The organism is Streptomyces sp. NPDC041968, assembly GCF_055589025.1.
This window is the reverse complement of sequence record NZ_JBVJCB010000008.1, coordinates 406,928-425,981: the sequence shown is the minus strand read 5'-3', so window position 1 is coordinate 425,981 and position 19,054 is coordinate 406,928. Positions and strand designations below refer to the sequence as shown.

The following is a 19,054-nucleotide window of genomic DNA, read 5'->3' as shown; positions in this document are numbered from 1 at the left end:
TTTTGGCACGCTGTTGAGTTCTCAAGGAACGGACGCTTCCTTTGTACTCACCCGAGAGACTCTCTCAGGCTTTCCTCCGGGCGCTTCCCTTCGGTGTTCCCAACTCTACCAGCGTTTCCCGGTGCTTCTGACCACCGTCCTGCGAGCATGCAGAAGGCGATCCAGCGATAGGATCTGATGAGTTGGGTGCTGCCGGGGTGAGGACGCGTTCGCATCCCTCAACCTCAGGCAGGAGTAACGACTGTACACGGAGTCGCGGAACGGGTGCAAATCCGTGGGGACTGTGGTCTAGACCTCTAATCGGAACACTCATGCGGAACCGGTACTTCCTATGACATACCCTGCTGCACAGTGCGCCGTCCGGGACAGGCAGTGACGGCCCGTATACATCTCCGCCCCTGGGAGGCTTCCCATGACCACCGTCTCGTCCCCGCTCGCAGGACGTGCCATCGGACTGGCCGCAGTGCCGGACCCCGTCTTCTCCGGGGCCATGGTCGGCCCGGGTACCGCCATCGACCCCGTACGGGAGCCCTCCGAGGCCGTCGCTCCCGTGGACGGGGTCATCGTCTCTCTGCACCCGCACGCCTTCGTCGTCGTCGACGACAGCGGACACGGTGTGCTGACCCACCTCGGCATCGACACCGTGCAGCTCAACGGCGAGGGTTTCGAGCTGCTGGTGAACAAGGGCGACACCGTCGTGCGTGGTCAGGGCGTGGTGCGCTGGGACCCGGCTGCGGTCGAGGCCGCGGGCAAGTCCCCGATCTGTCCGATCGTGGCCCTGGAGGCGACGGCCGAGGCCCTCACCGAGCTGCGTGAGGACGGGGAAGTGAAGGCCGGCGAAAGCCTCTTCCTCTGGAAGTGACGGCAGCGCCGTCGCAGACGGCCGCTGGGACAACCACCGCGGCGGCGGGACCCGCCGCACTATCGGGACGGGTGAGATGGAGACAACGCTGCGAGGCGTCGGCGTGAGCCACGGTGTGGCGATCGGCGAGGTTCGGCACATGGGAACGGCGGTGCTCGAACCGCCGGCCAAGCAGATTCCGGCCGAGGACGCGGAGCGCGAGCAGGGGCGCGCCCGCAAGGCGGTGGAGGCTGTGGCGGCCGACCTGATGGCGCGCGGCAACCTGGCGGGGGGCGAGGCCCAGGCGGTGCTCGAGGCCCAGGCCATGATGGCGCAGGACCCCGAGCTGATGGCCGACGTCGAGCGGCGGATCGCCGTCGGCAGCACGGCCGAGCGTGCGGTGTACGACGCCTTCGCCGCCTACCGCGCCCTGCTGGCCGGTGCCGGTGAGTACCTGGCCGGCCGGGTGGCCGATCTCGACGATGTGCGGAATCGTATCGTCGCCCGTCTGCTCGGGGTGCCGATGCCCGGTGTCCCCGACAGCGACGAGCCGTATGTCCTCATCGCGCGGGACCTGGCACCCGCGGACACGGCGCTGCTGGACCCCACGCTGGTCCTCGGCTTCGTCACCGAGGAGGGCGGACCGACCAGCCACAGCGCGATCCTCGCTCGAGCGCTCGGTGTGCCGGCCGTGGTGGCCCTCCCTGGAGCCGGTGAGCTTCCTGAGGGCACGGTCGTCGCCGTGGACGGGAGCACCGGCGAGATCTTCGTGAACCCGAGCGAGGAGAACAGGGCGAGGCTTACGGCGGAGGCCGCCGAGCGCAAGGCGGCCCTGGCCGCGTCGACCGGGCCGGGAGCGACCTCGGACGGCCACAAGGTGCCGCTGCTCGCGAACATCGGCGGCCCCGCGGACGTGCCCGCCGCGGTCGAGGCCGGGGCCGAGGGTGTCGGCCTCTTCCGTACCGAGTTCCTCTTCCTCGACGACAGCAAGAATGCGCCGTCGGAGGAGAAGCAGGTCACCGCCTACCGGCAGGTGCTGGAGGCCTTCCCCGAGGGCCGGGTCGTGGTGCGGGTGCTGGACGCCGGCGCGGACAAGCCGCTGGACTTCCTGACCCCGGGCGACGAGCCGAACCCGGCGCTGGGCGTGCGCGGGCTGCGGACGCTGCTCGACCACCCCGACGTGCTGCGCACGCAGCTGACCGCGCTGGCGAAGGCTTCCGAGGGCCTGCCCGTGTACCTCGAGGTCATGGCCCCGATGGTGGCGGACCGTGCCGACGCCAAGGCGTTCGCGGACGCGTGCCGCGAGGCCGGGCTGCGGGCCAAGTTCGGCGCCATGGTGGAGATCCCGTCGGCCGCTCTGCGGGCACGCTCGGTGCTCCAGGAGGTCGAGTTCCTGTCGCTGGGGACGAACGACCTCGCGCAGTACACCTTCGCGGCCGACCGGCAGGTGGGCGCGGTGTCCCGGCTGCAGGACCCGTGGCAGCCTGCGCTGCTCGACCTGGTCGCGCTGTCCGCCGAGGCGGCGAAGGCCGAGGGCAAGAGCTGCGGTGTCTGCGGTGAGGCGGCGTCCGATCCGCTGCTGGCGTGTGTGTTGACCGGTCTGGGCGTCACCTCCCTCTCCATGGGCGCCGCTTCGCTTCCGTACGTACGGGCGACGCTGGCGAAGTTCACGCTGGCGCAGTGCGAGCGTGCCGCCGCGGCCGCCCGGGCGGCGGACAGCGCCGAGGAGGCGCGCAGCGCCGCTCAGGCGGTGCTGTCCGGCGAGTAGCAGCCGGACGAGCCGCCGTTGCGGCTGGTATGCGGGGCGTTCCACCTGCGGGTGGGGCGCCCCGCTCGCGTCAGTGGTGGTGTCCCGGTGGCAGGTGGTCGTCTCCGAGGTCGGGCGGCGCGCAGTAGTCCACGTTGGACTCCGGGGAGATGAGGTCACCCGATTCGACGTCGGTGCAGTAGGCGTCGAAGACCTCGCCGGCGGTGAGGGGTTCGAGACCGTATCCGCGCAGGCGCCAGCCGTGGATGCGGTCGGGTCCGCCGGAGGTGCTGACGCGCATGACCAGGCCGCCGGGGCTGTGCGTGGCGAGGCCCAGGGCGAGGACGCCGGTGAATTCGAGGGCCTCGGCCTCGTCGACGTGCGGAGTGCCGTCGAGATCCTCGTCGGCGTGGAGGACCGAGACCAGCGTCTCCGGGGCGCCGGAGACGCTGCAGACAAGGTGCCGGTTGCCCGGAGGGGCCGTCTCGAGGACGCGGCGAAGGAGGCGTGAGGCGCGGGCGAACGCGGCTCGGCCCAGGTCCTCGCCGCAGGTGGCGCAGCTGCCGAGGCGGGCGAGGAGGGTGGACGCGTACTCCCAGGTGGCCTGGCGGACGGCTGCCTCGACGAGGGCCGGGAGGAGGTCCGCGAGGGGCTGGCCCTCGTACGCGACGGTAGGGCCGCCGGCGGCCAGCTCGGCGGTGAAGCGGGTGCGGCTGGCGGGTGCGTCGGGGTCCAGGTCGGAAACGGCGCAGAAGTCGGCGTACTCCTCCGGGTCGAAGAGGGCGACCGTGGTGTGGGTGCCCTGTGCGGCGCGTGCCCTGAGCAGGGCTTCCACCTGCCGCAGGTAGGTGGGGTGGTCGTCGAAGGTGAAGCTGCGGTAGCGCCGCATGGCGCGGAAGTCGTGCTCGTCGGCGAGCAGGCCGATGGTGCCGGCGATCTCCCGCCGCAGGACGCGTCGTGTGGTCTGGTCGGTGTGCGCCATCTTTTCCCCCTGTGCGCAGCGATCAATGCTCACTCACAGTAATCGGAGGCACTGACAGCGGCGTCGGGGCGGAGCGGGGAGCCGGCCGCCGTTCGGGGCGACCGGCTCGTCCGTGGCCTGGTCAGGGGCGTTTGCGGGCGAGGTCCTCGTAGAAGTGGAGCAGGTCGAGGTTGTCGATCGAGCCGGGGTTGACGGCCTTGTCGAGCGGAGTGCCCTGGAGCAGGCGCTTGACCGGGACCTCGATGCGTTTGCCGGTCAGGGTGTGCGGGACGCCGGGTACCTCGATGACCTCGTCGGGCACGTGGCGCGGGGAGAGCTGTTCGCGGATGGTCCGCTTGATGCGGTCGAGCAGGGCCTCGTCGAGGACGGCGCCGGGGGCGAGGTGGACGAAGAGCGGCATCCAGTAGCCGCCGTCGGGCTGTTCGACGCCGATCACGAGGGATTCCCTGATCTCGGGCAGGCGCTCGACGGCCTCGTAGATGTCGGCGGAGCCCATGCGGACGCCCTGCCGGTTGAGGGTGGAGTCGGAGCGGCCGTGGATGACGACGGACCCGCGGGCGGTGAGGGTGATCCAGTCGCCGTGCCGCCACACGCCGGGGTACGTGTCGAAGTAGCTGTCGTGGTAGCGGCTGCCGTCGGGGTCGTTCCAGAAGCGGATCGGCATCGAGGGCATGGGGTTGGTGACGACCAGCTCGCCGACCTCGTCGGTCAGGGGCGTGCCGCCCGGGTCCCAGGACTGCAGGTCGGTGCCGAGGCCGGGGGCCTGGAGCTCGCCGATGTGCACCGGGAGGGTGGGGACGGCGCCCGCGAAGCAGGAGCACACGTCGGTGCCGCCGCTGACGGAGGCGATCCACAGGTCCGCCCCGCTCTCCGCGAACTCGTCGTGCAGCCAGCGGAAGCCGTCGGGCGGGAGCGGGGAGCCGGTGGTGGCGACGCACTGGATCCGGGAGAGGTCGTGGTCGCGGGCGGGGTGGACGCCGGCCTTGCGGCAGGCCATGACGTAGGCGGCGGAGGTGCCGAAGAGCGTCGCCCCGGTGCGTTCGGCGATGCGCCACTGGGCTCCCGTGTCGGGATGGCCGGGGCTGCCGTCGTAGAGGACGATCGTGGTGCCGGTGAGCAGGCCGGAGACGAGGAAGTTCCACATCATCCAGCCGGTCGACGTGTACCAGAAGAACCGGTCCTCGGGGCCGAGGTCGCAGTGCAGGCCGAGCTGCTTGAGGTGCTCGACGAGGATGCCGCCCTGGGACTGGACGATGGCCTTGGGCAGGCCGGTGGTGCCGGAGGAGTAGAGCACCCACAGGGGGTGGTCGAAGGGCACCTGCTCGAAGACGGGTTCCGTGTCCGCGGCCGTCAGGGTCTCCCAGTCGAGGGCGCCTTCCGGGGCCTTGCCGCCGAGGAGCGGGATGTGGACGACGGCGCGCAGGGTGGGCAGTTCGCGGCGGAGTTCGGCCACGGTGTCGCGCCGGTCGTGTTCCTTGCCGCCGTAGCGGTAGCCGTCGACGGTGAACAGGACGACGGGTTCGACCTGCTGGAAGCGGTCGAGGACGCTGCGGGCGCCGAAGTCGGGGGCGCAGGAGGTCCAGACTCCCCCGACCGCGGCGGTGGCGAGGAGGGCGACGACGGCCTGCGGGATGTTCGGGAGGTAGCCGCTGACGCGGTCGCCCGGGCGTACGCCGAGGGTGCGCAGTTCGGCGGCGAGGGAGCCGACCTGGCGGCGCAGCTCGGTCCAGGAGACGGAACGCGGTTCCTGGGTCTCGTCGACGTGGATGAGTGCCGGTTCGTCCGCCCGGGTGGCGGCCGCGCGCAGGGCGTGCTCGGCGTAGTTGAGCGTGGCGCCGGGGAACCACTGGGCGCCGGGCATGGAGCGGTCGCCCAGCACGCGCGCGTAGGGGGTCGAGAAACGGACGTCGAACCACTCCGTGACGGCTTTCCAGAAGGTGTCCAGTTCCTCGACGGACCAGCGGTGCAGGGCGGCGTAGCCGCCTTCCGCGGGCGCGCCGTGGTGTTCGGCGGCCCAGGTCTGGAAGCTGGTGATCCGTGCCTGGGCGATGCGCTGGGGTTCTGGCTGCCAGAGCGGCTGCGGGTTCACGGTCGACATGGGGCGGCTCCCGGACTGTGCGCGTCGTGTGCGTCCTCCGCGCACGGGCTGGGGTGTGCGCGTGACGCGGCTGACACGGACGATGCCATGTGATCGACTTCCACACCAGGGCGCGCCCCACATAGTCGGTGTCATGAAGATGTGGTGCGGTCACGGGTGAACGGCAGTTGAACGACACCCGCGCGGGCGCTGATCGGTGGCAGGGTGAGCAGCATGGACGGTCGTGACCTGGTGCGTTCGATGAAAGCGGTCGGTTCTGCGGGGGCGGCGCAGGGGTTGCGTACCGTTCGGGGGGCCTGGCGCAGACGTCGTGCCGACGCCGCGGGACTGCCGCCCCGGGGTGCGGAGCGTGCGCGGGTGCCCGGGCCGATGCGCGAGGTGGAGCCGGGGCCCGGCGGCGGGGTCCTCCGGTTCGGTCGCTCGGAGCTGCGGGTCCGCGTCGCGGTGAACGGTGCCGTGTTCTGGGGCTGGGACGGCGCCGGGCCGGAGCCGTCGTACGCGTTGGCGGGCCGCTGTCCGGAGCCGGATCCGCGGGCGGTGCTGGAGCCGGACAAGGACGGCGGCTGGCGGGTGGTGGCCGAGCGGGCGACGGTGGTCGTGTCCCGGCACGGCGCGATCGAGGTCCGTACGCCCGGAGGGGTCGTGCTGCGCCGTGAACTGCCGCCTCGCTGGTGGGAGCCGGTCGGTGGCGGTCCGGCGCGTTGGGCGCAGCGGTCGGAGGTGGCGGCGGACGCCCGGTTCTTCGGGCTCGGCGGGCGGGCTGAGGGGCCGCGGCTGCGGGAGGGCACGTACCGGCTGTGGAACACCGGTCCCGGCCGGCCTCTCGCGTCGGGCGACGACCCGTCGTCCCTCACGATGCCGGTGCAGTTGGTGGTGGCCGACGCGGGCACGCATCTGGTGTTCCACGACAGTTCGTGGGACGGCACCGTGACGCTGCGGGAGGGGCAGGAGGGGGCCGGGTCGGGGCACGACCGGCCCGGGCGGAGCGTGCTGCGCATGGACGGGAGGCCGCTGCGGTGCTGGGTGACGGTGGGGACCCCCGCGCGCGTGCTGCTGGCCTGGGCCTCGCTGACCGGGGCGCCGGCGCTGCCGCCGGCGTGGGCGCTCGGTCACCATCACGCACGGTCGGGTGCCGGTGACGAGCAGGAAGTACGGCGTGCCGTCATCGATCACCAGGAGCGTGATCTGCCGCTCGACGCGGTGCATCTGGGCGTCGGTCACCTCGCCGCCCACGAGCCGTTCACCGTGGACGAGGAGCGGTACCCGAAACTGCCCGTTCTCGCCGAGGAACTGCGCCGGGACGGCGTCCGGCTGGTGTCGGCCGTCGTTCCCTCGGTGCCGGTCGCGCCCGGCGGCGCCGTGTACGAGAGGGGGACGGGCGCGGACTTCTTCGTGCGGAGCGCCGCGGGGCCGGCGGTGCGGGGTGTGGCGCGAGAGGGTGACGTGGTCTTTCCGGACTTCACGCACGCGGGCACGCGGGCCTGGTGGGGCGGGCTTCACGAGGAGCGGCTCGGGCAGGGGTTCGGCGGGTTCTGGCACGACCTCGACGAGCCCAGCTCGTCGGCCGCGTTCGGCGGGTCGGCCCTGCCGCTTTCGGCGCGGCACGCGCTGGAGGGCCGGGGCGGCGACCACCGCGAGGGCCACAACGTGTACGCGCTGTGCATGGCTCGGGCCGCCTTCGAGGGGGTGCGGACCCTGGCTCCCGAGGAGCGTCCGTTCGTCTTCTCGCGCTCCGGGTGGGCGGGCATGCAGCGGTACGGCGGTGCGTGGTCGGGGGCGGTGGCCACGGGGTGGCCGGGGCTGCGCGCCTCGCTGTCGCTGGTGATGGGGCTCGGACTGTGCGGGGTGCCGTACGCGGGGACGGACGTGGGCGGGGTGGGTGGGAGGCCGTCGCCGGAGTTGTATCTGCGGTGGCTCCAGCTGGCGGCCCACCTGCCGCTGTTCCGGACGTACGGGGGGCTGCGGGCGGGGGGTGGGCAGGCGTGGGAGTTCGGTCCGGAGGTGCTGGAGCACGCGCGCGTGGCGCTCGTCGAGCGGCGGCGGCTGCTGCCGTACTTCGTGACTCTGGCGCATCTGGCCCGTCGGACGGGCGCGCCGTACGTACGACCGCTGTGGTGGTCGTCGCCGGAGGAGCGGGCGCTGCGGGACTGCGAGGACGCCTTCCTGCTGGGCGACTGTCTGCTGGTGGCCCCGGTTCTGGAGCCGGGGGCGGACCGGCGGGCGGTGCGGTTGCCGCGGGGGCGGTGGTACGACGTGGCGACGGAGCGGGCGTACGAGGGGCCCGCGCAGGTTCTCCTGGAGGCTCCGCCGGAGCGGATTCCGGTGCTGGCGCGTGCGGGAGCGGTGATTCCGGTGCGCGGTGAGGACGGCGGGCCGGCGTTGGAGGTGTGGGCGCCCGCGCGGGGGCGGACCGGAGGCGGGCTGGTGGTGCCGGACGCGGGTGACGGCTGGGTGGAACCGGAGATCGAGCGGTACGTCTCGCGCTGGGAGGGGCCGCGGGTGGTCGTGGAGCGGGAGGTCGGGGACGGCGTGGCCGAGCCGTTCTGCCCGGTGCGGGTCCGCGGGCTCACGGAGGGCGCGCCGGGCGTGGTTCAGACGTAGCGGCCGTCGAACCAGGCCCGCACGGCGCGGGTGTGCAGGGGGAAGGCGAGGTCCTCCGCTCTGCGCAGCAGGTGCCATCCCTCGGTCTCGTTCGTGGCGGTGGACGTCGGGAGCCCGTGGGCGGGCCGCTCGGGGAGGAGGCCGAAGAGCAGCAGGTGGCCGTCGGGTGAGCTCATGGCGTCGGCGAGCCGCACACCGCGGCTCGACGCGTCGATGCCCGTCTCCTCCTTGAGCTCGCGGACCACGGCCCGCCGCCAGTCCTCCCGGTCGTCGACGTAGCCGCCGGGCAGTGCGATGCCGCCCCGCGCGGGGGTGACGGTGCGGGTGATGACGACCAGGGCGGTGCCCTGGGTGTCGTACACGGGCTGGAGGGCGACGGCCACCGGCAGCGGGTTGCGGTAGGCCGTGGTGCGGCAGGCCGGGCAGGTGCGGGGCCAGCCGGAGACGCCGTCTCCGTAGCGTGTCCCGCAGCTCGAACAGTGCGAACCGGGTGCGGGATGGGGGACGGGGACTCGGGTCTCGGACACGCGGCGGACTGTAGCCGATCGCTGCGCAGACGGCTCCGGCGGGCGGCTCAGCCGCGGCCGGTGAGCGACCCGGTGGAGACCGGGAAGTCGAAGTAGGTGTCCGGGTAGGGCTCGGGCTTGTACGTGAAGTGCCACCACTCCTCGGGGAGGTTCACCAGGCCGGCGTCCTCCAGGGTGTTCTTGAGCAGCAGCCGGTTGGTGCGCTGGGCGCCCTGGACGCGGGGGTCGAGGGTGTGCGAGCGGGTGTCGAAGCAGTCGTAGCCGGTGCCCATGTCGACGGAGTTGTCGGGGAAACGCTCGTCCCGGGGCGCGTAGCAGGGCACCAGGGGCTGTCCGGGGCGGTACGGCCGGGTCGGCCGCGCGGGGAGCTCGACGATCGTGAGGTCCACGGTCGAGCCGCGGCTGTGCCCGGACTTCTCCGCGATGTAACCGTCCGCGAACAGGCGGGTCTTGTCGACGTCCGGGTAGAACTCGGCCTTCATGTCCTGGTCGTCGAGGTCCTCGGCCCAGCGGACGAAGTGGTCGACGGCGCGCTGCGGCCGGTAGCAGTCGTACACCTTGAGGGAGTAGCCCTGGCGCAGCAACCGGGTCTGGGCGCGGTGGAGGGCCTCGGCGGCGGGGCGGGTGAGGATGCACAGGGGTTGCCGGTAGCCGTCGACGCGCTCGCCGACGAAGTTGTGCCGGGTGGTGTAGCGCATCTCCTGGATGATCGTCGGATCGACGCTCCCGAGGGCCACGAAGTCCCGCGGGGCGCGCAGTCCGGGCTCGGCCCGGGCGGCGGCGGGGACGGCGGTCACGGTGAGCAGGGCGGCGAGGGTGGTGACGAGACCGCGGAGCGCGGCGGACAGTCGTGTCATGTTCCCTGCATCTATCAGGTGCGGCCGGGAGGAGGGAAGGCTACGGGGGGCCGTTCGCCCTGCACGCGGTGCGTGAGCGGGGCGGAACGCTGCGTGAAAGTCTCGTGAACTGGGTCCGGGCGGCCGTCCGCGGCGCGATTCTGCTCCCGTGCGCTCCTGGACGGACACTCTCCGCTTCGCCTTCCAACCGGTGGTCAACCTGATGACCGGCGGGGTGGTCGCTCTGGAGGTACTCGCCCGCCCGGAGACCGGCGACATCCTGGCCGAGGCGCGTCGCGACCCCGAACTCGACGCCCGGCTGGCGGTGTCGGCGTTCCGCGCGGCGGCCCGCAAGGAGACGCTGCTGCCGCTGCACGTCAACGTCTTCGCGGGCACGCCGGCCGACCTCGGTGGCCTCCGGGCCCTGCACGACGCCGTGCGTGAGGCGGGGCGGCTGCCCTGGGAGGTGACGCTGGACGTGTGTCCGCCGTACGCGCACGTACCGCGGCGGGCGCTGCTGGAGGCGGTGGGCGTACTGCGGGGCCAGGGTTTCCGGATCTGCGCGGACGGCGTCGGGGACGGGGACGCGCCGCTGCGGCTGCTCACGGATCTGGCGCCGGAGCTGGTCAAGCTCGACGCGTCGCTGCTCACGCGGCCGGCGGCCGTGCGGGCGATGCGGGTGCTGTGCGACGAGTCGGGGGCCTTGCTGTCCGTCGAGGGGGTGGAGACGGAGCTGCAGTGTGCTGCCGCGCGAGCGGCCGGCGCGCAGTTGGCGCAGGGGGAGTTGTTCGCGCCGCCGGCGCGGTTGCCCACGGCGGACGTGTACGTTCCGCCCGGCTCGCACGCCGCCGTACCGGCGTCGCGCTCGGGGCCGCCGGTACGGCAGTTCGTGCGGCCCGCCGCGCTGTTGCCGTCGACCGCGTCGGCGGGGCAGGTGCGGGCGCTGCTGACGGGGTCGCCCGACGTCTCCGGAGTCCTGCTCGTGGACCGGGACGGGGTTCCGGTGCGGTCGCTCCACCGCTCCCGCTTCCTGCTGTCGATGTCGGGGCGCTACGGGCACGCCCTGTACGCCGACCGGCCCGCCGCCAAGCTCGGCGACCCGCCGCGGACGGTGGGCGTCGACGCGACGGCCTGGGAGGTGCTGGACGTGGTGGCGGTCGGGGACCCGGACCGTACGTCGGACGACGTGACGGTGGTCGACGCGTACGGGCGGTGCGTGGGCGTCGTACGGCTGGCGGATCTCGTACGGGCGCTGGCCGAGAGCCGGGTGGAGGAGGCGGCGCGGCTCAATCCGCTGACCAGGCTGCCCGGTTCGGAGGCGATCACCGCAGAGGTGGACCGGTGGGTCGCGGAGGGGCGGGCGTTCGCGCTGAGCCGGCTCGACGTGGACGACTTCGAGCGGGTGAACGACGGGGCCGGGTTCGCGGCGGGCGACGACCTGATCCGGGCGGTCGGGCGGGCGCTGCTGCAGGCGGCCACGGGGTCCGCGTGCGTGGGGCACATCGGCGGGGACGACTTCCTGGTCCTCACCGACCCGGAGGGGCTCGACCCGCTCGCCGCCGCCGTGCTGGACGTGCCGTGGTCGGCCGGCGGACGGTCCGTGACGCTGTCCCTGGCGACGGTCCTGTGCGCGCCGGGCAGCGTGCCGGGGCACCGGCAGGCCGCCGCGTGCCTGGCGCCGTTGAAGGAGGCGGCGAAGGCCCTGCGCGGGGCGAGCTGGGTACTGGGCCGGGCGGGGGCGCCGGGGTACGAGGTCCGGCGCGGCTCGGACCGGGCCGCGGCGCCCGCCGGGTGAGCCGCGGCGTTCGCGGCGGCCGCCGTGGGAGGGCGGGCGGACTCCGTGGGCGGACGAAGGGACTCCGTAAGCGGGCAGGGGACGCGCCGTACGCGTATCTGACGCACCGCCCGACGCAGGCGGTCGCGGGATCGTCGGTCGCCCTCGGAGGAGGAGGCGGGGTTTCGTGGGGACGTCGAGCCGGGCCGGTCGGCCGCAACCGTTGCGGTCGGCCACCTTGACGCTCCCCAGGCACGGGTCGACACTGCCGGTGTCAGTCGACATCGCCGTACATCTCGGCGTATTCCGGACTGCGTGACGCGGGCTGCCTCGTGCCGCGGGGCCCACTCCCCCACGGGCGGTCCGGCTGCTGCGGCACGTTCGTCACTCACGCCCCCTCACACCGCCATGGGACACGCACCCCGCGCGTGCGGACCGGGGCCGATCGTCCCGGACCAGGGCCCAGGAGCCGCCATGAGCAACGGAGACATCTTCGTCGGCGAGACCATCGGTACGGCGATCCTCATCCTCTTCGGCGCGGGTGTCTGCGCCGCCGTGACCCTGAGGTACAGCAAGGCGCGGGCGTCGGGATGGGTGGTGATCGCGTTCGGCTGGGGCTTCGGGGTGCTGGTGGGCGCGTACACCGCGGCGCCGCTCTCCGGCGGGCATCTCAACCCCGCGGTCACGCTCGGGATCGCCGTCGACACCGGCGAGTGGGGCAAGGTCTGGGTGTACGTGCTGGGGCAGTTCGCCGGCGCGGTGACCGGTGCCCTCCTGTGCTACGTCACGTACTTCGCCCAGTTCCGGGCCAACGCGCACGGCACCGGTGCCACCGGGGGCACGGCAGGCGAACCGGTCGCGACGCTCGGGGTCTTCTCCACGATCCCGGAGATCCGCAACCCGGTCGCCAACCTGCTGACGGAGATCATCGCGACCGTCGCCCTCGTCCTGCCGATCCTGGCCTTCGGGCTGACCGAGGGGCTCGGCGAGTCCGGGACCCTGGTGCTGATCGTCTCCCTGCTCGTCGTCGGCATCGGTCTCTCCCTCGGCGGGCCGACCGGCTACGCCATCAACCCGGCGCGCGACCTCGGCCCGCGTCTCGTGCACACCTTCCTTCCCATCCCGAACAAGGGCACCTCCGACTGGGGCTACGCCTGGATCCCGGTGGCCGGTCCGCTCATCGGCGGCGCTCTCGCCGGGGTCGTCTACAACGCCGCTTCTGAACGCCCGCACACGCGCACGCGCGCAGCAGTCCACCGAACCCGGCCCGGCCCAAGGGGTAGCCATGACGGACCACTCAGCGAAGTACGTCGCCGCGATCGACCAGGGCACCACCTCCAGCCGCTGCATCGTCTTCGACCGGGACGGTGCGATCGTCGCCGCCGACCAGCGCGAGCACCGCCAGATCTTCCCCAGGCCCGGCTGGGTGGAGCACGACGCCACCGAGATCTGGTCCAAGGTGCAGGCCGTGGTCGCCGGGGCGCTCGCCAGGGCCGGTCTGCGGGCCGATCAGCTCAGCGCGCTGGGAATCACCAACCAGCGTGAGACGACGGTCCTGTGGGACCGCACGACCGGCAAGCCCGTGCACAACGCCGTCGTGTGGCAGGACACCCGTACGTCCGCGCTGTGCCGCCGGCTGGGCGGCGCGGACGGGCAGGACCGCTTCCGCGAGCGGACCGGGCTGCCGCTGGCCGGCTACTTCTCCGGGCCCAAGGCGGCCTGGCTGCTCGACAACGTGCCCGGCCTCAGGGCCCGTGCCGAGCGGGGGGAGATCGCCTTCGGGACCATCGACTCCTGGCTGATCTGGAACCTCACCGGCGGCACCGACGGCGGACGGCACGTCACCGACGTGACCAACGCCGGACGCACCATGCTGATGGACCTGCGGACCCTGCGGTGGGACCCGTCCATCCTGGCGGCGATGGACATCCCCGAGGCCGTGCTCCCCGAGATCCGGTCCTCCGCCGAGGTCTACGGCACGGCCGTCGGCCAACTGGCCGGGGTGCCGGTGGCCTCCGCCCTGGGCGACCAGCAGGCGGCGGTGTTCGGGCAGGCCTGCTTCGACGTGGGCACGGCGAAGAACACGTACGGCACCGGCAGCTTCCTGCTGCTCAACACCGGTGACCGGCCGGTGCCGTCGAAGAACGGGTTGCTGACGACGATGGGTTACAAGATCGGCGACGAGGCGCCCGTCTACTGCCTGGAGGGGGCGATCGCGATCACCGGTGCCCTGGTGCAGTGGTTCCGCGACCAGCTCGGCATCATCCGTTGCGCCGACGAGATCGAGCCGCTGGCGGCGAGCGTCGCGGACAACGGCGGTGCGTACGTCGTACCGGCCTTCTCCGGACTGTTCGCGCCGTACTGGCGGTCGGACGCGCGGGGAGTCGTCACCGGTCTCACCCGGTACGTCACCAAGGCGCACCTCGCGCGCGCGGTGCTGGAGGCGACGAGCTGGCAGACGCGCGAGGTCGTGGACGCCATGCACCAGGACTCCGGGGTGCGCATCACGACCCTGAAGGTCGACGGCGGGATGACGAAGAACGGTCTGCTGATGCAGCACCAGGCGGACGTGCTGGGCGTGCCGGTGATCCGTCCCCGGGTCTCCGAGACGACCTGCCTGGGTGCCGCGTACGCGGCGGGACTGGCCACCGGCGTGTGGAACGGCCTCGACGAACTGAAGTCCCAGTGGCGTGAGGACGTCGCGTGGGCGCCGGCCATGGAGGCGTCCGTACGGGACCGGGAGTACCGGAACTGGCGCAAGGCGGTGGAGAAGAGCCTCGGCTGGGTGGAGGACGGCGACGGGGACGGTTAGGCGTCGCCGTCCGGTGGGCTCGGGGCACGCGCGCGGGGATGTCGTTCCGCTGCCCCGATCCGGTCACGTCGCGACGGCGGAGCGGGGGTCCGCGGCCTGGGCCATGGCGTGCTGGACCACACCGACGAGGACCTCCTTGACCGACTCGCGGTCACGGGCGTCGCACAGCACCAGGGGCACGTCGGTGTCGAGGTCGAGCGCCTGACGGACGGTGTCGACCGGGTAGCGGGCCGAACCCTCGAAGCAGTTGACGCCGACGAGGAAGGGGATGGAGCGCCGCTCGAAGTAGTCGACGGCGGCGAAGCAGTCCTCCAGGCGGCGGGTGTCGGCCAGCACGACGGCGCCGAGCGCGCCCTCGGACAGCTCGTCCCACATGAACCAGAACCGTTCCTGGCCGGGCGTGCCGAAGAGGTACAGCACCAGGTCCTCGCGGAGCGTGATCCGTCCGAAGTCCATGGCCACCGTGGTGGTGTGCTTGCCCTCGACCCCGCTGACGTCGTCGACGGGACGCCCCGCCTCGGTGAGGAGCTCCTCGGTGCGCAGCGGCCTGATCTCGCTGACCGCGCCCACGAGGGTGGTCTTGCCGACGCCGAAGCCGCCGGCGACCAGGATCTTGAGCGTGACGGGCTCGACCGGCGGCTTGCCGCGTTGAGAACGCCCGAAGATCATCGATCTCTTCTCCTTAACGTGCCACTTGCCGTGCCGCTCGCCGGGCGGCTTGTCATACGCCCGCCGGTGCGCCCTGGGGTGGGGCATGGGGCGGTTCCTGGCGTGGGCCCTGGGGTGGGTCCCGTCCTGCCCGGGGGCCGGTTCACAGTGCCCTCAATCCGCTGATCACGTCGCGCAGGATGTTCTCGTCCGGCAGTTCGGCCGGGGGCACGGGCCGGTTGACGTGGACGAGTTCCACGTCCACGAGGTCGCCGACCAGGACCCGAACGACCCCGACGGGCAGGTCCAGCCCGGCGGCGAGTTCGGCGACCGACTGCGGGGCGTCCCGGCAGAGGCCGACGATGTCCACGTGCTCGGGGGCGAGCGTGACGTCCGCCTCCGGATCGTCCGCGTGGGGCTCCGCGACGACCACCGCGATCAGGTCGAGACGGTGCTGGGCCGCGCTGGACGTGCGGCCACGCGTCATGGCGTACGGACGGACGACGGGGCCGGCCTCGTCGTCGAACCAGTGGTTTCTTCCCTGACCGTCTGCGCTCATGTCATCCCACTTACCCGTCCGAGGGCAGATCGGTGCGCGGAGCGGTGCCCAGGTGCACGCCGACCCGCTTGACGAGGAGCGTCATCTCGTAGGCGACCTGGCCGACGTCCGAGTCGGCGTCCGACAGGACGGCCAGGCAGCTGCCGTCCCCCGCGGCGGTGACGAACAGGAAGGCGTCGTCGAGTTCGACGACCGTCTGCCGGACGCTGCCCGCCTCGAAGTGGCGGCCCACGCCTTTGGCGAGGCTGTGGAAACCGGACGCCACTGCGGCCAGGTGCTCGCTGTCCTCCCTGGTCAGGTCCTTGGACGCCCCGGTCGCCAGGCCGTCGCCGGACAGGACGACGGCTTTGCGGATGCTCGCGACCCGGTCCACCAGGTCGTCGAGGAGCCAGTTCAGCTCTCCGGACCTCGTCGCGGTCTGGCCGGTCGCCTTCGGTGCGGTCATCGACCGTCCCCCTTGTTCGTTCCTCGTGGTGCGTGCGGTGCTGCGCCGCCGGGGACGTCGTCACCCGCGGCGTTCTCCTCGCGGCCGCGCTGCCAGCCACGCTGGAGCGAGGCCATGCGGCTGCGTACCTCTTCGGCGTCCCGGTCGGCGGGGTCGGGACGGTTCTCCGCGGGGCGCCCGGCGCTCTGCCTGAGCTGAGGGGCCAGGCTGGCCTGCCGTACGCGCCGCGGCAGCGCGCCGGAGTCGGGGGCGTCCGGCACGCCGGGCGTGGGATCGGCACGCCGCGCGGGGTCCTCCGTGGTGACCGGTGACGCGTACGCGCGCGTGGGGGACGCGCCGCGGCGGCGGGCGGGGAGCGACGGCAACCCGTCGGGCTGCGTACGGTCGGCGTCGCGGCCGTCGGTGCGCTCGTACTCGGATCCGTCCGTACGACCGTCGGCGCGCTCGTTCCCGGTCCCGTCGGTACGGCCCTCGGTACGGTCCTCGACGCGGTTGCCGGACCGGCGTCGGGTCGGCAGGGCGGGCGGCTCACCCGGGCGTTCCTGCGGTGCCCCGGGCGCCCCGGCCCGGTCGGCGCCTGCCGGACGCTCCTCGTCCTCGCCGTCCCGGGAAGCCCGCTCGGGCACCGGGCGACCGTGCGAACTGACCAGCTTGGGAGTCCGGCGACGGGGCAGCGCGACCGGCGCGTCCGCCTCGGCCGGGCCCTGCGGCGGCTCACTGCCATGGCCGGGTTCGCGACGGCGCCGTCCGGCCGGGCGGCCCACCGGGTCGTCGTCCGGCGCGGCGAGGGAGCGCCGGGGGCGGAACAGGCCGCCCTGCTCGCCGTCATGGTCCCCGAGCACGTCCGGCAGGCCGTCGAGGGCGTCCAGGTCGACGGGCGCCTCCAGTTCGACGGGCCCGTCGAACAGCGGGGCCGGCCGGCCGGGCAGCCGCGCGGGCACGTGGGAGAGCGCCGTACGGCGGCCCTCCTCCCGCTCCTTCCGCCTGCTGTGCTGGGGGCGGTCGAGACGGAAACCGACACCGTTGGTGTCCGGGGCGTCGTCGGTGAGCAGCGCGTCGGGGACGAAGACGACCGCGGTGGTGCCGCCGTACGGGGACGGCTGCAGGGAGACCCGGACGTTCTGCCGCTGGGCGAGCCGGCTGACGACGAACAGTCCGAGCCGGTCGGTGTCGGAGAGCTCGAACTCCGGTGTCTCGGCCAGGCGCAGGTTGGCGTCGAGGAGGGCGTCGGCGGCCATGCCGAGGCCGCGGTCGTGGATCTCCAGGGTGAAGCCGTTGGCGACCCGGTCCCCGAGGACCTGCACGGCGGTGTGCGGCGGCGAGAACACCGTGGCGTTCTCCAGCAGTTCCGCCACGAGGTGGGTGAGGTCGGCGACGGCCGGCCCGGTGACCGCGATGCGGGGCAGCCTGCGGACCTCGATGCGTTCGTAGTCCTCGACCTCGGCGACGGCGGCGCGGACCACGTCCATGAGCTGGACGGGTTTGCGCCACTGCCTGGACGGGGCCGCGCCGGACAGGATGACCAGGCCCTCGGCGTGCCGTCGCATGCGGGTGGTCAGGTGGTCGAGGCGGAAGAGGTCGGCGAGCTCCTCGGTGTCCTCGGTGCGGCGCTCCATGGTGTCGAGCAGCGTCAGCTGCTTGTGGAGCAGCACCTGGCTGCGGCGGGCGAGGTTGACGAACACCTCGGAGACGCCGGCCTGGAGAGCCGCCTGTTTGACGGCGGCCTCCACGGCGGCGCGCTGCAGGGTGTTGAGTGCCTGACCGACCTCGCCGATCTCGTTCTTGTCGTACTCCAGGCGCGGCACCTCGGTCTCCACGTCCACCTGTTCGCCCGCCGCGAGGCGGCGCATCACGCTGGGCAGCCGTACGCCGGACGCCTCATGGGCCTCCAGGCGGAGCTGCTTGAGGTCGCGGATGAGGGAGCGTCCGACGCGTACGGACAGGAAGAGCGAGAACAGCAGCGCCGTCAGGCCGAGGGCTCCGGCGACGACCACCTTGGTGATGACGCCCGTCGCCACCGGGTCGACCCGGTCCTGGTAGCGGTCGGCGGCGTTGTCGTCGAGGGCGCCGAGTTCGTCGAGCACCCTGCCCGCGGCGGTGTCCCAGCTCTTGGCGGTGACGCCGCGCGGCGAGCCGCCCTCGGTGGAGACGGCCGCCTCCTCCGCGACCCGCAGGGGAGCCGAGGAGGCGTTCTTCCAGAAGCGCTGGTAGCGCCCGCGTTCCGCGGCGGGCAGCAGCGGGAGGTTGATGTCGTACATCACGGTGCGCTGGGCCACGAGGTCGGAGACGTCCCGTACCTCGCTCCGGGTGAGCCGGCCGGTGACCAGCGCGGAGCCGAGGAGGGCGTCCTCTCGGGAGAGCAGTTCGCGGGCGCGGGAGACGTTGACGAGTGCGCGGTACTGCTTGTCGAGGCCCACGTCGTCGACGACGTGGAGGTTGGCGAGCAGTTCGTGGCAGGGGTCGACCAGGCGGTTGTAGAGGCCGAGCGCCTGCGCGCGGTCGACGGTGCCGTCCTCGACGCTGCGGCGCAGCGAGCCTATGCCGTCGAGGGCGTCCAGAACTGCGGTGATCCGCTCCTCCTCGGCCTGGCCCAGCGCTTCGCGCACGTCGGCGTCGGCGGCGTTGCGGCGGACCTCGGCGACGGCCTCGTCGGTGGCGGTGCGGCTGCGCTGCAAGGCCGCGAGGCTGTCGGAGGCGCGCGGGTCGGCGAGGTGGACGAGGGTCTGGCGGCGTTCCTGCTGCAACACGCGGACGGTGTCCTCGACCGGGTAGCCGATCTCCTCGACGACGGTCGAGACGCTGAACAGCCGACTCGCCTCGCGGCCGGTGAGCACCGTGGCGAAGGCCCAGATCACGGTCAGGGACACCAACGGCACGAGAAGCAGCGCCACGATCTTCCGGCGGATCGACTTCCCGCGAAAGCGCATGGCCTCCCCCAGCTCGACCCCCGTCGACCGGGGGTGCACATGTACGTCAACAAACGGCGCGAGCCTACTACTGACGCACAGGTAACTCGAAGACCCGTCCGGAGGCCGAACCTCCGCCCAGGCCGCCGACGATGGGCAGTTGTCCGGTCATTGCGGGAGATTGCCTCCCCGATTCGGGGTGGGTGCGCAGGAGAGGACTTCGGGTGGCACGGGCGAAGTGGCCGAAAGTTTTCGATTGCACGGGATGCCGGGAATCT

13 protein-coding genes and 1 pseudogene are annotated in these 19,054 nt (G+C 72.8%); 6 read left to right on the top strand and 8 right to left on the bottom strand.

The window, feature by feature from the left end:
- Positions 1-412: 412 nt before the first annotated feature.
- Together ACZ6EG_RS22000 and ptsP are read left to right on the top strand one after the other, a co-directional pair.
- Positions 413-862 carry a PTS sugar transporter subunit IIA gene (locus tag ACZ6EG_RS22000; protein ID WP_356605523.1) on the top strand — a complete coding sequence of 150 codons (450 nt, stop codon included), beginning with the start codon at positions 413-415 and terminating at the stop codon, positions 860-862.
- A 76-nt stretch (positions 863-938) separates the two neighbouring features.
- Entirely contained in the window at positions 939-2,609 is a 1,671-nt protein-coding gene (gene ptsP, locus ACZ6EG_RS21995; RefSeq protein WP_391970399.1) for a phosphoenolpyruvate--protein phosphotransferase, read from the top strand.
- A 70-nt stretch (positions 2,610-2,679) separates the two neighbouring features.
- Here ptsP and ACZ6EG_RS21990 read toward each other — a convergent pair whose 3' ends face one another.
- Positions 2,680-3,570, bottom strand: coding sequence for a hypothetical protein (locus ACZ6EG_RS21990; protein ID WP_391970398.1), 891 nt, complete (start codon positions 3,568-3,570; stop codon positions 2,680-2,682).
- Positions 3,571-3,691: 121 nt separating this feature from the next.
- Entirely contained in the window at positions 3,692-5,668 is a 1,977-nt protein-coding gene (locus ACZ6EG_RS21985; RefSeq protein ID WP_469606739.1) for an acetoacetate--CoA ligase, read from the bottom strand.
- 213 nt (positions 5,669-5,881) lie between these two features.
- On the opposite strand from ACZ6EG_RS21985, the gene ACZ6EG_RS21980 reads away from it, so the two are divergent.
- Positions 5,882-8,269 (top strand): glycoside hydrolase family 31 protein, encoded by a 2,388-nt coding sequence (locus ACZ6EG_RS21980; protein WP_469606736.1) that lies wholly within the window; start codon positions 5,882-5,884, stop codon positions 8,267-8,269.
- Here the strand turns inward: ACZ6EG_RS21980 and ACZ6EG_RS21975 are convergent.
- Together ACZ6EG_RS21975 and ACZ6EG_RS21970 are read right to left on the bottom strand one after the other, a co-directional pair.
- Positions 8,260-8,796: an NUDIX domain-containing protein gene (locus tag ACZ6EG_RS21975; RefSeq protein ID WP_469606733.1), complete on the bottom strand. Its 537-nt coding sequence runs from the start codon at positions 8,794-8,796 to the stop codon at positions 8,260-8,262. The two genes, ACZ6EG_RS21980 and ACZ6EG_RS21975, sit on opposite strands and share 10 nt — an antisense overlap.
- Before the next feature lie 47 nt (positions 8,797-8,843).
- The gene (locus tag ACZ6EG_RS21970; protein ID WP_469606730.1) at positions 8,844-9,653 is read right to left on the bottom strand and encodes a M15 family metallopeptidase; all 810 of its coding nucleotides are present in this window, start codon (positions 9,651-9,653) and stop codon (positions 8,844-8,846) included.
- Positions 9,654-9,801: 148 nt separating this feature from the next.
- Here ACZ6EG_RS21970 and ACZ6EG_RS21965 point away from each other — a divergent pair, with 148 nt between their 5' ends.
- The 3 genes and pseudogenes from ACZ6EG_RS21965 to glpK all read left to right on the top strand — a co-directional run bounded on the left by ACZ6EG_RS21965 (position 9,802) and on the right by glpK (position 14,218).
- Entirely contained in the window at positions 9,802-11,427 is a 1,626-nt protein-coding gene (locus tag ACZ6EG_RS21965) for an EAL domain-containing protein (RefSeq protein ID WP_469606725.1), read from the top strand.
- Between the two features lie 453 nt (positions 11,428-11,880).
- Positions 11,881-12,624, top strand: a pseudogene (locus tag ACZ6EG_RS21960) (MIP/aquaporin family protein); the annotation flags it as partial.
- 67 nt (positions 12,625-12,691) lie between these two features.
- Complete coding sequence (gene glpK, locus ACZ6EG_RS21955) at positions 12,692-14,218, top strand: glycerol kinase GlpK (protein ID WP_469606722.1); 1,527 nt, start codon at positions 12,692-12,694, stop codon at positions 14,216-14,218.
- A gap of 63 nt (positions 14,219-14,281) precedes the next feature.
- Here the strand turns inward: glpK and ACZ6EG_RS21950 are convergent, their stop codons facing one another.
- The 4 genes from ACZ6EG_RS21950 to ACZ6EG_RS21935 all read right to left on the bottom strand — a co-directional run bounded on the left by ACZ6EG_RS21950 (position 14,282) and on the right by ACZ6EG_RS21935 (position 18,797).
- Positions 14,282-14,887: a GTP-binding protein gene (locus ACZ6EG_RS21950; RefSeq protein ID WP_391970391.1), complete on the bottom strand. Its 606-nt coding sequence runs from the start codon at positions 14,885-14,887 to the stop codon at positions 14,282-14,284.
- A 142-nt stretch (positions 14,888-15,029) separates the two neighbouring features.
- Positions 15,030-15,425, bottom strand: coding sequence for a DUF742 domain-containing protein (locus tag ACZ6EG_RS21945; RefSeq protein WP_361012191.1), 396 nt, complete (start codon positions 15,423-15,425; stop codon positions 15,030-15,032).
- 10 nt (positions 15,426-15,435) lie between these two features.
- A complete protein-coding gene (locus ACZ6EG_RS21940) occupies positions 15,436-15,870 on the bottom strand; it encodes a roadblock/LC7 domain-containing protein (protein ID WP_383649380.1) in 435 nt (144 codons plus the stop codon).
- Positions 15,867-18,797, bottom strand: coding sequence for a nitrate- and nitrite sensing domain-containing protein (locus ACZ6EG_RS21935; protein ID WP_469606718.1), 2,931 nt, complete (start codon positions 18,795-18,797; stop codon positions 15,867-15,869). The genes ACZ6EG_RS21940 and ACZ6EG_RS21935 overlap by 4 nt, the downstream gene beginning before the upstream one ends.
- Positions 18,798-19,054: the final 257 nt, after the last annotated feature.

Bases quoted from the DNA above. Each gene is read 5' to 3' on its own strand.
- ACZ6EG_RS21950 (WP_391970391.1), bottom strand. From the start codon at position 14,887: ATGATCTTCGGGCGTTCTCAACGCGGCAAGCCGCCGGTCGAGCCCGTC.
- ACZ6EG_RS21970 (WP_469606730.1), bottom strand. From the start codon at position 9,653: ATGACACGACTGTCCGCCGCGCTCCGCGGTCTCGTCACCACCCTCGCC.
- ACZ6EG_RS22000 (WP_356605523.1), top strand. From the start codon at position 413: ATGACCACCGTCTCGTCCCCGCTCGCAGGACGTGCCATCGGACTGGCC.
- ACZ6EG_RS21980 (WP_469606736.1), top strand. From the start codon at position 5,882: ATGGACGGTCGTGACCTGGTGCGTTCGATGAAAGCGGTCGGTTCTGCG.
- ACZ6EG_RS21990 (WP_391970398.1), bottom strand. From the start codon at position 3,570: ATGGCGCACACCGACCAGACCACACGACGCGTCCTGCGGCGGGAGATC.
- ACZ6EG_RS21940 (WP_383649380.1), bottom strand. From the start codon at position 15,870: ATGACCGCACCGAAGGCGACCGGCCAGACCGCGACGAGGTCCGGAGAG.
- ptsP (WP_391970399.1), top strand. From the start codon at position 939: ATGGAGACAACGCTGCGAGGCGTCGGCGTGAGCCACGGTGTGGCGATC.
- ACZ6EG_RS21945 (WP_361012191.1), bottom strand. From the start codon at position 15,425: ATGAGCGCAGACGGTCAGGGAAGAAACCACTGGTTCGACGACGAGGCC.
- ACZ6EG_RS21985 (WP_469606739.1), bottom strand. From the start codon at position 5,668: ATGTCGACCGTGAACCCGCAGCCGCTCTGGCAGCCAGAACCCCAGCGC.
- glpK (WP_469606722.1), top strand. From the start codon at position 12,692: ATGACGGACCACTCAGCGAAGTACGTCGCCGCGATCGACCAGGGCACC.
- ACZ6EG_RS21935 (WP_469606718.1), bottom strand. From the start codon at position 18,797: ATGCGCTTTCGCGGGAAGTCGATCCGCCGGAAGATCGTGGCGCTGCTT.